Annotated in this window: 11 protein-coding genes and 1 pseudogene; 6 read left to right on the top strand and 6 right to left on the bottom strand. The window is 65.4% G+C overall.

Annotated features, from left to right (window positions below; genetic code table 11):
• Window positions 1–516 precede the first annotated feature (516 nt).
• Together ACTWPW_RS60140 and ACTWPW_RS60135 are read left to right on the top strand one after the other, a co-directional pair.
• Window positions 517–1,497 (top strand): sulfotransferase family protein, encoded by a 981-nt coding sequence (locus tag ACTWPW_RS60140; protein WP_443174397.1) that lies wholly within the window; start codon window positions 517–519, stop codon window positions 1,495–1,497.
• A 335-nt stretch (window positions 1,498–1,832) separates the two neighbouring features.
• Window positions 1,833–2,792 (top strand): hypothetical protein, encoded by a 960-nt coding sequence (locus tag ACTWPW_RS60135; protein ID WP_443174396.1) that lies wholly within the window; start codon window positions 1,833–1,835, stop codon window positions 2,790–2,792.
• A 341-nt stretch (window positions 2,793–3,133) separates the two neighbouring features.
• Here the strand turns inward: ACTWPW_RS60135 and ACTWPW_RS60130 are convergent, their stop codons facing one another.
• The gene (locus tag ACTWPW_RS60130; RefSeq protein ID WP_443174395.1) at window positions 3,134–3,472 is read right to left on the bottom strand and encodes a histone-like nucleoid-structuring protein Lsr2; all 339 of its coding nucleotides are present in this window, start codon (window positions 3,470–3,472) and stop codon (window positions 3,134–3,136) included.
• Window positions 3,473–3,751: 279 nt separating this feature from the next.
• A complete protein-coding gene (locus ACTWPW_RS60125; protein WP_443174394.1) occupies window positions 3,752–3,901 on the bottom strand; it encodes a hypothetical protein in 150 nt (49 codons plus the stop codon).
• 78 nt (window positions 3,902–3,979) lie between these two features.
• Between ACTWPW_RS60125 and ACTWPW_RS60120 the strand changes: the two genes are divergently transcribed.
• The gene (locus ACTWPW_RS60120) at window positions 3,980–4,732 is read left to right on the top strand and encodes a GntR family transcriptional regulator (RefSeq protein WP_443174393.1); all 753 of its coding nucleotides are present in this window, start codon (window positions 3,980–3,982) and stop codon (window positions 4,730–4,732) included.
• Between the two features lie 212 nt (window positions 4,733–4,944).
• Here ACTWPW_RS60120 and ACTWPW_RS60115 read toward each other — a convergent pair whose 3' ends face one another.
• The 4 genes and pseudogenes from ACTWPW_RS60115 to ACTWPW_RS60100 all read right to left on the bottom strand — a co-directional run bounded on the left by ACTWPW_RS60115 (window position 4,945) and on the right by ACTWPW_RS60100 (window position 7,750).
• Window positions 4,945–6,045 carry a hypothetical protein gene (locus ACTWPW_RS60115; RefSeq protein WP_443174392.1) on the bottom strand — a complete coding sequence of 367 codons (1,101 nt, stop codon included), beginning with the start codon at window positions 6,043–6,045 and terminating at the stop codon, window positions 4,945–4,947.
• A 76-nt stretch (window positions 6,046–6,121) separates the two neighbouring features.
• Complete coding sequence (locus ACTWPW_RS60110) at window positions 6,122–6,559, bottom strand: transposase (RefSeq protein ID WP_443174391.1); 438 nt, start codon at window positions 6,557–6,559, stop codon at window positions 6,122–6,124.
• Window positions 6,560–6,600: 41 nt separating this feature from the next.
• Window positions 6,601–6,663: pseudogene (locus ACTWPW_RS60105) on the bottom strand (hypothetical protein); the annotation flags it as partial.
• A gap of 289 nt (window positions 6,664–6,952) precedes the next feature.
• Entirely contained in the window at window positions 6,953–7,750 is a 798-nt protein-coding gene (locus ACTWPW_RS60100; RefSeq protein ID WP_443174390.1) for a hypothetical protein, read from the bottom strand.
• 240 nt (window positions 7,751–7,990) lie between these two features.
• On the opposite strand from ACTWPW_RS60100, the gene ACTWPW_RS60095 reads away from it, so the two are divergent.
• From ACTWPW_RS60095 to ACTWPW_RS60085, 3 genes are all read left to right on the top strand, one after another.
• A complete protein-coding gene (locus ACTWPW_RS60095) occupies window positions 7,991–8,812 on the top strand; it encodes an SAM-dependent methyltransferase (RefSeq protein WP_443174389.1) in 822 nt (273 codons plus the stop codon).
• Between the two features lie 260 nt (window positions 8,813–9,072).
• On the top strand, window positions 9,073–9,282 hold the full coding sequence (locus ACTWPW_RS60090) for a hypothetical protein (RefSeq protein ID WP_443174388.1): 210 nt from the start codon (window positions 9,073–9,075) through the stop codon (window positions 9,280–9,282).
• 874 nt (window positions 9,283–10,156) lie between these two features.
• The gene (locus tag ACTWPW_RS60085; protein ID WP_443174387.1) at window positions 10,157–11,047 is read left to right on the top strand and encodes a phosphotransferase; all 891 of its coding nucleotides are present in this window, start codon (window positions 10,157–10,159) and stop codon (window positions 11,045–11,047) included.
• The last annotated feature ends 775 nt before the right edge of the window (window positions 11,048–11,822 follow it).

Below are 11,822 nucleotides of genomic sequence, written 5' to 3'. Positions count from 1 at the left end.
CTCACTCACCAGAAAGGTGCACCTGCTTCTGCAGCGGATATGGCTTCGACACCCGAATCCTTGCAGTTCAGGGGCACCTTTTCTCATGTTCTAGAGCACAGCTACCGCCCCGGCTGAATAGCTGAGGCTATGACGAGCAGGCCGGAACCTCACAACCACCGGCGAGACTTCCAGCGTCGAGAAGGCGGTCAAGGCCGGCCTCACCGACGACACATCGCTCGAATAACGTACGCCGCTCGGACCGCCAGCGCGTTCCGCCATGCAACCGTGCTCGAGCCCTGGATGCCCGCGGCCCCCGTCTGCGGCATGAGCCGACACACGTCCCGCAGCGCAAGAACCGGCCCCCTTCCGACAGCCAGGCCTCCACCCCAACCGTCCGATGGCTCCACCCGATGAGAAACCCGGTGTGCTACGGCGTGGATCCGGAACGTCGTTCGCAGCCGTGCGTATGTCGGCCCGCCTAGCCCAGGCCGCGCCCCAGAAGGCAGGTATGTAGTGATCCAGACGAGAATTCAGATGATCGGCACCCAGCGCTCCGGCTCGAACATGCTCCGCCTCATGCTGGGGCGTTTGCCGGAAGTGTTCGCGCCTCCTTCGACTCACGTCATCGAAGACTTCTCTCAGCTGATCGGCTCCTACGGAGACCTCCGGATGGAGGAGAACCTGCGCCTTCTCATCGGAGACGTGATTCGCGTCATCGAGACGAACGTATTGAAATGGCCGGCGCACCGACTGTCCGTGGACAGGGTGTTGGAACGCTGCCGCGGCGCCTCATTGGAACATGTCTACTCAGCCTGCCACGATGCCGCCGCGGAATCGGGCTGTACGGCGTGGGTATCAAAGAGCCTCGAAAATGTGTCCTACCTGGACAGGCTGCAGTCCGCGATCCCTGATCTAGCGGTCCTCCATCTGATTCGGGACCCCCGGGACGTGGCGCTTTCCTTCGCAACGGCACCGATCGGACCCAAGCATCCGGCTATGATCGGGTGGGCCTGGGCCAGGGATCAATATGCGGCGGCAGCCGCTCGTGAGCTTTTCCCGGCGAGGCGGTGGGCTGAGATCAGGTATGAGGCCCTGGTCGACAGGACACATGAGACGATAGCGGAGCTCTGTCGGGCGTATAATCTGCAGTTTTCCAAGGACGTCACCGAATTCTATCGGGCAGCGGACGCACAATATGCCACGCGTCGGTCGTCCCTGTGGCTGAACTTGGATAAGCCTGTGCAAGGCAAAAACGTGGGCAGACACCGCCAGCCGCAGCACCGGGCCTTCGTCCACATGGTCGAGTCAGCCGCCTACGATGCTATGACCGCCTACGGCTATAAGCCGCTTTACGCCACACATCAGCACGAGTATTCCCCTGTGGAAGTTAAGCGCATCGAGCAGGAGGACGAGTCTCTTCGTCAGGCTCACCCGGAGCAATGTGATTCTGCAGTCCAAGCACCGCATGACGTCAGGCGCGGGGTCCTCGAGGAAATCCGGGCGACGCGGGCCTGATCGCCGCTGGGCCCGCCTTCGCGCCGCGCCCCGCGGCGATCAGGCCCGCGACGCCAGCTGTGCCCTTGCAAACACCATGTCATGCGTCAACGTGGCCTTTTTCACGTGACGCGAACGCAAAACCGCCGGCAACAACAGGTATGTGATGCACATCAGATAGGACATAAAGCGTTTTCCCTGATCGCGCTGCTTAGGATCGGAGAAGGCTCGCGGCACTAGAACGTTCGCCTCTTCCGACAAATCCCGCGCGAGCTTATTCGGCGTACGGCAATCCGATGAGCGGAGACGTTGTTGACAGATATCAGAACGCACGTATTGCTCTCCAGGGAATTCTCATGAGCAGCAAGGCCCGATTGGGCCCACAAAGTGAATGGGTGTTCCTGGTGCCGGAGAGAGGGGCGATCAGCCCCCTTGCCAGCGGCGAACAGGACCCCAGCGTGAGCATCACCGCCGATCATTGCGAAGAATGCCCGTTCTGCCCGCCCAGTCACCTTTCCACAAAGCGATACGATTGCTTGATCTTCCCCAACGAGCATCCAGTCCTCTCCTCCGCAGTCGCCCCGAACGGAAAGCGAACGGACGCCAACGCTGTCGATCGCATTGTGGGGGTAAACGATGTGGTCATCTACACCCCACGACACAATGAATATCTGCATACCTGTGATGTCGCGAGAATCTCGCGCTTCATGCAGCGCCTCCGAGATCGGCACAGCGAACACTTCCGTACGAACGGGATAGAGGCCATATTCACATTCCTGGCCGCAGGGCAACGCTTCGGCCAGAGCCAGGAACACCCCCACGGTCAGCTCTTGGGCCTGCCTTTCATCCCCCAGAAGATCGCAGTGACCACCGGCGCTGACAGCACCTCATGCAGCATTTGCCAGCAGGGCATGATGGCACGCGAACGTGACGCGGTAATATGCGAATCACACAACTTCTCTGCCTATATAACGGTGGCCCCCCGAGTGCCGTACGAGATATGGATCAGCACGAAGCAACACAACGTCAGCCTCGCCGACCTCGACGATGACGCCTGTGCCGAACTTTCAGGGTTGGTCAGACAGTCACTCCGCGCGACGCAGGCGGCATACTTCAACCCCTACATCGTCTCGATTTTTGACGTGAACCCTGCGAATAGGCGTAGTCATCTGCGGTGCGAAGTACTGGCCTTCGGCCGGCCGAGCGGTACCAATAAGCACCTGGGCGCTTTCGAGGTGGCCCTCGGGATCTTCATGAACCCATCAGACCCCGTCCAAGTTGCAGCGACTCTGCGAGCCGCCATGAGTTCGAGCTGAGGAGCGCTGCCGATGCACGCCATCAAGCTCTTCGGAAGGCCCGTCGCCTTCAGACGGCAGAGGGAATCGTGCGCGGGAGGGCCGTCGAGGTCCGCGCGTGCTCTGACCTGTCCGGCTTGCGATTCATCAGGTGTGGACCTCCCTAGTGCGGCGTACGACCTCGGGTGCCCCATGGTGTGGCGCCCGACGTATGGTTACCCGGTCCCTAGCGGGCGAGGCATCCCAGTGCCGTGTGGAGGTTCACAACCTTGGTATGAGCGCGCACCGTCGCTGCGCGGCCCACTGGTGTCGCCAGCCTCGATACCTGGCGTCTCCGCAGCGGGCTCGCATACTTCTCTTCGTTAGTGGGCGGCCTCGTACTTCTCCACTACCGTGGCGGCGATGCGGCCTCGCTCACTCACCGGCAAGCCCTGAGCCTTAGCCCATTGCCGGATTTCGGTGGACTTCTGGCGGCTCATGGCGCGAACGCTGCCACCGACGCCGCGCCCGCCCCGGCCCGGCTGCCCACGCACAGCACGACCCTTGTTGATGAACGGCGCCAGAGCCTTCTCCAGCTTCTCCCTGTTCGCACCCGAAAGGTCGATCTCATAGTTCGTGCCGTCGAGCGCGAACCGGGTGGTCCCCTCAGCGTCGCTGCCGTCGATGTCGTCGATAAAGGACTCAATGATCCGCTTAGCCATGCTGACTCTCCAAAGTTGTAACGGCTCCGAGCGGTACTGTATCGCTGCCCAGAAATCAGTCAAGCCGATTCACGATTTACAGCAATTTTCTGCTGGCAAGTTCGGCGGGCTCTTCCCGTGTGCAACGGTCGAGCATGTCAGGGACGATCTGCCTGCCATATTCCCCAGTCGCGGGATTATAGTCAGGGGGCTGTCTCCTCTCAGGGCCGACAAAGATGATCATGCCTATCTGTTCATCATCCTCGAAATCCCAGCCCCGCAAAACCAGCACTGGCAACGTTAGTTACGGAGTGCAATGGTACTCCACTCACCCGAAGAACCGACCGACAGATCGTCAGACACGACAGACCACGCGGCCCGTCGCTCCGCGTTCACGCCGCCCTCGCGCAGGAGGAACGTCTCGATCACGATGTTGACCGCCTCGGCCACGTCCTGATTGACGAAGTGCCCGACGCTTGAGGGATGCCGGAGCCTTCTAGGGTGAGGTGAGGTGTAAAGGAGATGCGTATGGTTGCTCTGTATCAGATCCTGGCTGAAGAGCTCGCTCGCGACATTGTGGCCGGCACCTATCCACCACGATCCGTGTTGCCCCGGATTGTGGACATTGCCCGCGAGCGGGGAGTGGCTCGGGAGACGGTACGCGCCGCGATCGGAGTGCTGACCGAACGCGGACTAGTGCGGTCGGTGCGCCGACGTGGGACCGTGGTGCTCGACCCGGCAGCACCCAAGGTGCGGCTCAGCCGGTATCGGGGTCCGCTTCTGCTCACCGGAGATCTGGCATCGTGGGAGGCCGAGTGCCGCGACCAGGGATTGCAGGGCAGCGTTCAGCTGCTCGAAGTGACGCGTGAGGCGGCGGGCAGCGAGGTCGCGGACGCGCTGGGGCTGCAGGAACGCGCGGCTGTGCTGCGGCGAGCGCACCGCGTCTTCGCCCAAGGGGAGCCGGTGCAACTGCACTCCGCCTGGTACCCCTACGACCTCGTGTCCGGGACACCTCTCGCGGCCTCGACCGCCATCCGCGACCCCCACGACGTGCTCGCGCGGGCCGGGGCAGTCCCAGCCGCTGTTAGCGAGGCGATTCGGCTGCGACCTTGTACCAGCGTGGAGGCCACCGCGTTGCAATTGCCGGTGGGCGGCTGTGTTCTCGACGTGAGCCGCACTACCTCTGACAGCGCCCATCGACCGGTTGAGCACCAGTCCGTCATCGCTGATCCGGCCCGGAGCGTGCTGGCGTATGACGGCATCGAACTCATCGCTGGCTAGTGCTAACGATCCCACGATGGTGCTCTCGGCGATGTCGCTGGTGCCTATTCTCCATCGCAGAGCGGTCCCCCGTGCTCATAAGATCCCTTTCTTTCCCCTCGCGGGCTGCTGGCCAGCACGAACGGCATCCTTGCTGTGGCTGCAGGACGGGTGGATCTCCAGGTAAGGGCAGCGGCGCGTATTTGAGTAGGTGGGGGGCCTCCCCGTCGAGCTCATTGGGTAGGCGCTGCTTCGACGACTCCGTAGGGGTGCGTAGCGCATCGGAATGTCTGAGGAAGGACCTGGCACGGGCTCGAGTTCTTGAGGAAGCGAGGGATATGGGAAGCTGGCAGTCCCTCGCGAGCCTGGCGTTGCTCGGCCTGGGCAAGTTGAGCCGGAGGGAACGGACTTCTGCCAGACTCCGGGACGAAGAAGACAGGTCCGACCACGTTGACGGAGAAGTACGGGGCTCCCACGCTGCAACTTCCCCAGGAACGCCGGGCGAACGCAATGTGGTTGACGTAGTCCAGCCGCCCTTGATCCAGCTTTGGGGACGGTGGTGATGAGGAGAAACGGGAGCGCCGCTCGTTGCTGCCGGGCACGATGATGCCACCCTTGGCTGCCTCCACATGAGCGTGGCGGAGATTCGCCGGAACGTCGCGCGGGGAGTCGAGCAGATACCAGACGACCGCCAGGTTGAAGTGGGCCAGCGACCGGTTCAAGGGGCGCGTCTCCTGACCGAGGGCATCCATGAAACTACTGCGCGCCTCCTTGAGCAGGCGTCTGCGCTCCTTGCGCGGACGGTGCGCGGCCAGTGCAGCATCCAGCTTCATGAGCCCGCTGTTGAGCGGGCCGGCCATTAAGCTGTCGACGCTCTCCTGAACGGCGGTGAGCAGTTGCACCTCAGCGGCCTGAAGACCGAGCAGGTCCCGGGCGATCATCTCAGCCGTACGCGATCCTGCCGCTTCGGCGAGCTTGCCTAGGAGGAACAGCATTACGGCGTCGGCCATGACGTCCAGTCTCCAGCGCACCCAAGCTGGAGGGAAGATGGATGCTGTGGACCGCGGGCCTCCGCTGGCGAGCACCTGTTCATAGAACGCCTGGTGCGGCTTGCGCACGCCTATAAGGTGGGATTCAACCACCTCGGCGAACATGTGCTTGAGGCGACTTGTGCCGGCATGGATGCTGCTGCTTTGCGACTGCCGGTGGGCGGTCGAGTTCTCGACGTAGGCCGCACCACCTCCGACAGCGCCGCCCACAGTCCGGTCGAGCACCACTCCGTTAGCACCGATCCGGCCCCGGCCTGTGTTGGCCGATGACGGCATCGAGCTCATCGCCGCTAGCGCTAGCGATCCCGGGATGGCGATCTCCCTGACTGCTGCGGCTCAGTGCCCGTGTACAAACTGATCGTCAGCGCGACTTGGGAGAAGTGGATCGTGCGAGTCGTCGTCCCATAAGGATGATCATCGCCCATAAGACCATGGCCTCGTGATGCTCGGATAAGCGCTCATAGTCACGTACGCACCGCCTGCGCTGACAGATCCACGACAGCGTCCTCTCCACCATCCACCTGCGCGGAAGGATCACGAAGCCGCTGACATCGTCGCTGCGCTTGACGATTTCCAGGGTGAGCTGGACGTGTGAGCCGGCGGCGACGGTCTCGGCGGCCCGCAGTGACTGCGAGTCGATGATTCCCGCGCTGGGCTCCCGTTCGCGCCCGTCGGCTATCCGGACTTGTTCGCGCAGGTCGTTGTGCAGGGCATAGAGATCACCGTCTTGCCACCAGCGGGTGAAGATTGAGTGGACGGTGCGCCAGGGCGCCAGGAAGTCGGCGGCAGCTTGCGCCACTTGATCCCGTTGTCGACCACGTACCGGATGGCGTCCATGATCAGGCGACGGCAGTACTTCTCGGGTCGTCCGCCGTTGCCGTGTAACCAGGCCGGCCAGGGCATCAACGGCCTGATGGCCTGCCATTCTTCGTCGGTCATGTCGGTGGTGTAGCGGGGTGGGCGGATCGGGTGATCGGCTCCGCGGCCGTACCGGCAGGCCACGCACGAGCAGGCGGTTTCGTCGTTACGGGAGACAGTGATGGGGGCTGTGGCGTACAACGGCGGCAGACCTTCCGGTTGGTGGCGGGGCTTGGATAACCACCGTTGCTACCGGAAGGTCACTTTATGTCGCAGGAGATTCGCTCTACGTCACAGTTTCACCCGATATCGGCCCAACGCTGCACGACAGGGATCAGTTTGTACACGGGCACTTAGCGAGCATGCCGGAGATGATGCCACTCAACAGGTACAGGTCCGCGGACTCGGCGGGCCGCTGCTTCCCCTCCAGCAGCCGGAAGACCATGTCCTGCAACTCCGCCAGGCTGCTCATGAGGTGCACCAAGGACTTCTGCGGGTAGAGCCGCGCGACGTGCGCGACCTCTGCGCGGATCTGTTCCAGCATTTCGGGACCCACGTTGCTGCCTTCAGCTCCCGTGGCGAACCGCATAGCTCGGCGAGCGATCACTTCTACCTCCTCTTTCAGGCTGCCGGGTGCCGGTAGCCCTACCTGAGCTGTTGATATTGAGAATGTGCTTTCGCCCAGGCTGGGCGGCGCAGCGGTGAACCCCGGGTTGCACCTAATGAGGACGTCCCGCTCCTGCGGGTCCAGCCTGTCCAGCGCGGTCGGATCCAGGAGCGTGAGCGGCGTAGTGCGGTAGATGCTGGCCAGCGTGATGATGTGCGTGGCGAGCGGCGCCCTGGAGCCGAACGCGGGGAACATCTCCAGCCGCGACAACAGCGGCTGATCCATGACCGCTGACGGTGACTGCCCCCGATAGTGATCGACAACTTCCGGCTGAGACATGCCGTGGGCCGTCCGGTAGGCGGCCAGTGGCGATAAGCCGAAATGGATGCGGATCTCCACCGCTATGTCATCGACTGTGCGGTTCTGCTGGAGCATCTGCGCGCGCAGGCGATTCACCTTGCGCCTCATGTCGTTGACCACGGTGAGGCTCTCCCTTGTGAGGCTCTGCCAGAAGGTTGCGGTCACCAAGGGGTGTTCGGCAACCACACATTCCGGACACGCCCCGAACCGCTGACATAGAACGACCCTGGCCGCGCACAAAACACCAGGTCAAGCAAGGTGAGCTCTGCATAGAAAATATGTCGCCACGCCGGGTGACCGCGAGGGTGCGCGGAGCGTTTACTGACTCACGTTCCCAACAAGGCGCCAGAGAGGATCCGTCTCCGCCGCCCCCGCAGCGATCCGAGCAAGCACTCTGAGGACCACATGATGAGCGACAGCCCCGGCGGACCCGGCAGCAAGTTCAACCCGTTCGCTGCCGCCCCGTCACGTACGTATGCCGCGCTCCAAGGTGCGAACGACGCCTACGCCGCGGACCGCAAAGCGGTCGCCGAACTGCGCCAGGCGCTCACCGGCGTGGACGTGGATGAGGTGGCGCAAGAGAACTTGGCCGCACTCGGCCGCGCAGTGAAGCACCTCGCCCGCCAGGGCTACACCCAGTTCGCCGACTTCGGTGGCGGCCGGCCGATGCAGAGGCTGAACAAGCGCAAACTGCCCGACCTCACCACGGTGGCTGAAGCGGAGCAGCCGGAGCGGCGGTGGCTGCTGCTGGACTCCGACCTCACCGCCATCACGGCCGGGCGGGCACTGCTCGGCGGACCAGGGGTGGCCGTGGTGCAGGGAGACCTGCGCGACGTGCCCGCCGTACTGGCAGCACTCCACGACCATCTCGACATGCGCGGGCGGCCCGTGATGATCCTCGGCGCGGTGCTGCACTTCCTGACGATGCAGGAAGCACGCGTCCTCCTCGACGCGCTGTGGGAACACCTGGCTCCGGGGAGCGTCGCGGTTGCCACACACCTGTTCACCGCCGGCGTGGACCCGGTGAAGGTGACCGCCGGCACGGCCGCGTACAAGGCCGCGCACGGCATCGACATCTACCCCCGCACCCGGGAGGAGATCACCTCCCTGGCCGGCCGGTTCACCCTGCGGGAACCCGGGGTGGTGCAGACGACCGAGTTCATGCCGGAGCCTGGCCCGCCCTCGGAGCAGCCGCACTTCCTCATGTGGCTGGCCACACGCGAATGATGCCCGCCCCGATCGTGCGGGAGCGGCCCGGTGAAGTTGTCCCCGCCGCCCCGCGCACCCTGGTCGCAGGCCGGGCGAGGTCCGCGACCCTAGACCCCGCCAGGCCTGCGCCGCTCGATCCGTTGCCGCCTCGTCACGAACGGAGGAACCATGCTCGATCTCGACGAGAGCACCGACATCAACGTCTACTTCGACGCAGACGAGGAAGGGCCGCCTTCGTCCGACGCTGGCCGCAGCGCCGCCAGCCCGACTCGTGGCTGATGTACTCGCGACGCGATCGCCGTCTGGTCGTGTTCTACCAGGGGTATTGCCCTGCTCCCGGCCTCGTCGTCGAGGCCGACCAGCCGGAGGAACTCCTGGAGCGCATGAACTGCGCGGCAAGAGATCTGTGGCGCTCGCCCGCTGAGCTGGCCGCGCAGCCGCACATCCTTGCGGGAAGTCTTCCCCTCGCCTCCAGGGAGGCCGGGTGATCGGAGCAGCCGTGGCGATGCACGGCTCGCTTGCAGGCGGGATGCTTCAGGGTGCGGTACGGCGCGGGCTCAGGGCGCTCGCCCATGCCGTGCCGCGTGCTCGGCTCGGGCCGGTCCCATTCCGGATCTCAGCCCGTCGGCCCGCGCCCCTCGCGCTCGTGCACCACGGCGGTAGCCGCATCCGTCGTGGTGCACGAGTCCCAACGTCAGGCCGCCGGAATTCCCACACCCTGGAGGGCCCGGCGAGCTCACCTCATCGGCGCGCTGCCCACGTGCGGCCTGACGGAGGAAGGCGGGTCTGCCCGGCCGCCCGCCCGTCTTCCTCCCTCAACGCGCCGGCTCAGAACGCCCCGCCATCTCACGAAGGCCCCATCATGTGCGTCTTCTTCTACATCCACTACGCGCTCAACCCGCCTCTGTCTGTTCGGGGTAGGTGGCTGGAGCCCGGCAGGCCCAGCAGGCCCGTCAGGAAAGCCGATCCGCCGGGCGCCCTCCGCTCTGCGGACGCTGGTCCCGTGACCACGCACACGCTGGTGCTTCAGCTGCGGGCCGAGCCCCCGTGATGGGCGGCAGCAGTACGCCCCGGCACAGGCCCGGACCGGGGCAATATCGCTGGTTTCGCAACCAGAGGGCCGGCCTTCCGATAGGAAGAGCCCGGCTTCGCTCGTGAAGCGCGCCACCCCCGCGCCACTCACCGCACAACAGGGAGAAACGGATGCTCCGGCCCGACATCACCGTGGAAGGCATGGTCGATTTCTGGCTCCCCACCCTGCCGCCCCCGAAGCACCCCGCCGACGTATCGACTCGACATCCACGAAGGAGCGACTCACATGAAGGACGCCGTGTACGGAGGATTCCGGCACCTGGAGCTGTCATGACTCGCCTGCGCTGGGAGGACCTCGACGACACTGTCGTTGAGGCGATCATCAGCCAGTGCGGGCAGATACGGGACGTCATCCCCCTGCCCGCCAGCACCGCCGGCGGCCCGCTGGTCACCCACCTGCACACCACCGACGCCGGCGGCGTCGTCGTCAAGGCCGCGCTCAAGGACACCGACGCAGGCGCAGCGGTCATGCGCGAGCAGTGGGCTATCACGCACCGCGACGACCTCCCGGCCCCGCCACTGGTGTGGCACGGCACGATCGACGCAACGCACGTGCTCATCAGCCGATACATCAACGACCACGCGCGCACGCCGCGCCTGTCGGCCGGATCGCCCAACCTGGACCCCATCCTGTTTACGCTGGAAACGTTCAGTGAGCGGTTCACCGCCGCCAGCGTGCCGGACGGCGCACCGCTGGTCGAGGACGACCTCATGCAGGTGGTGGAGGACGCTCGCCGGATCCTCGACACACGCGTGTTCCCGGCGGCGGAAGCGGATGTGTGGGAAGCGGCGCTGGCCCGCATGGACTTCGCCGCGGTGACCGGCTCCACGCTCGTGCACGGCCAGTTCACCCCGCACCACCTGCTCGTGGACCACACCCCGCGCGTCGTCGTGCTGGACTGGTCGAAGGCGGCGTACGGCGCCGCCTGGGCGGAGCTGGTGCCGTTCGGGGTGCACCTGATCTATGCCGGGTGGCCGCCGAAGCGGGTGGAGGAGCTTTTGGCCACCTCGATCCCGTGCTGGCGGACCGCGCCGCACGACGCGGTGACGGCCCTCATCGCGGCCTGGACCCTGCACCAGATGCTGACCCGGCAGACGCCCGCCGGGCCGATCAGACCCGCGGGCCTGAAGTGGGTAGGTCACCGGCTGCGCTCAACCTGAGCCTTCCCACGGGCTGTGCCCCGCCCGGCGCGGCCCATTCCGCTCCGGTCGGACTGCCATCCGGCCCGGGCGGATGATGGCCGTGAGACCAGACCCTTCGGACACGGTGAGGTTCGGTCTCACGGCCCCACCCCGCTGCCGCCGCACATCACCAGGAGGATCCCCGAGAGCCCTGACCGGCCTGGTCTACCCGCCCGTCCCGATCCCCAGCGGTATCTGCCCGGCGTCCCGTAGCGTGGCGCCGACCTGGTGATGTCAACCACGGGAACCGACGATGACGCTGATGCTCGGCCACCCGGGTGGGACCTGCCCCCGCACGGGACGCCCGCCCGCGCGGCGTAAACCCCCGCCTGTGTGTGGTTGATCACCGCTGAGCCCGGCCCGTCCATGACCCGGCTGTCGGGCAGCGGCCCAGTCCCAGTCATCGACACCCACGATCCTGTCATCCTGGCCGACGGCGCCCGCCTGCCCATGGGCTTTCCGCCGCCGTGTGGCGGCTCGGCCCCGTGCAGCGGCTCCGTGAGCCCAGCCTGTGGGACGCTCTGGGCACCGCCATCATCCGGCAGGTGATTCCGCGCCCCCGCAGGCCCGTGCCCTGCACCGCGCCTTCCGCACCGGTGTCGGAGAGGCGGCCGGTTGCGCGCGGGCGGCACACTCGCCAAGCGCCGACGGCGAGCTCAACCCGTACACGAAGCCGACCTACTCTGGGAAGGCGCGCAGATCACCGGCTGCGGCGCCGTCATGGCCCGCCTGATCCGGGACGGCCAGCCCAGCG

It is taken from the genome of Nonomuraea sp. KM90 (assembly GCF_052246675.1).
Classification (GTDB): Bacteria; Actinomycetota; Actinomycetes; order Streptosporangiales; family Streptosporangiaceae; genus Nonomuraea.
Note: the sequence above shows the minus strand (reverse complement) of the source record. Positions and strands in the feature narration are given on the sequence as shown.

What these genes read in the sequence shown, in the direction of transcription:
- ACTWPW_RS60140 (WP_443174397.1), top strand. Translation starts at nt 517, where the DNA reads ATGATCGGCACCCAGCGCTCCGGCTCGAACATGCTCCGCCTCATGCTG.
- ACTWPW_RS60135 (WP_443174396.1), top strand. Translation starts at nt 1,833, where the DNA reads ATGAGCAGCAAGGCCCGATTGGGCCCACAAAGTGAATGGGTGTTCCTG.
- ACTWPW_RS60130 (WP_443174395.1), bottom strand. Translation starts at nt 3,472, where the DNA reads ATGGCTAAGCGGATCATTGAGTCCTTTATCGACGACATCGACGGCAGC.
- ACTWPW_RS60120 (WP_443174393.1), top strand. Translation starts at nt 3,980, where the DNA reads ATGGTTGCTCTGTATCAGATCCTGGCTGAAGAGCTCGCTCGCGACATT.
- ACTWPW_RS60115 (WP_443174392.1), bottom strand. Translation starts at nt 6,045, where the DNA reads ATGAGCTCGATGCCGTCATCGGCCAACACAGGCCGGGGCCGGATCGGT.
- ACTWPW_RS60095 (WP_443174389.1), top strand. Translation starts at nt 7,991, where the DNA reads ATGATGAGCGACAGCCCCGGCGGACCCGGCAGCAAGTTCAACCCGTTC.
- ACTWPW_RS60090 (WP_443174388.1), top strand. Translation starts at nt 9,073, where the DNA reads ATGTACTCGCGACGCGATCGCCGTCTGGTCGTGTTCTACCAGGGGTAT.
- ACTWPW_RS60085 (WP_443174387.1), top strand. Translation starts at nt 10,157, where the DNA reads ATGACTCGCCTGCGCTGGGAGGACCTCGACGACACTGTCGTTGAGGCG.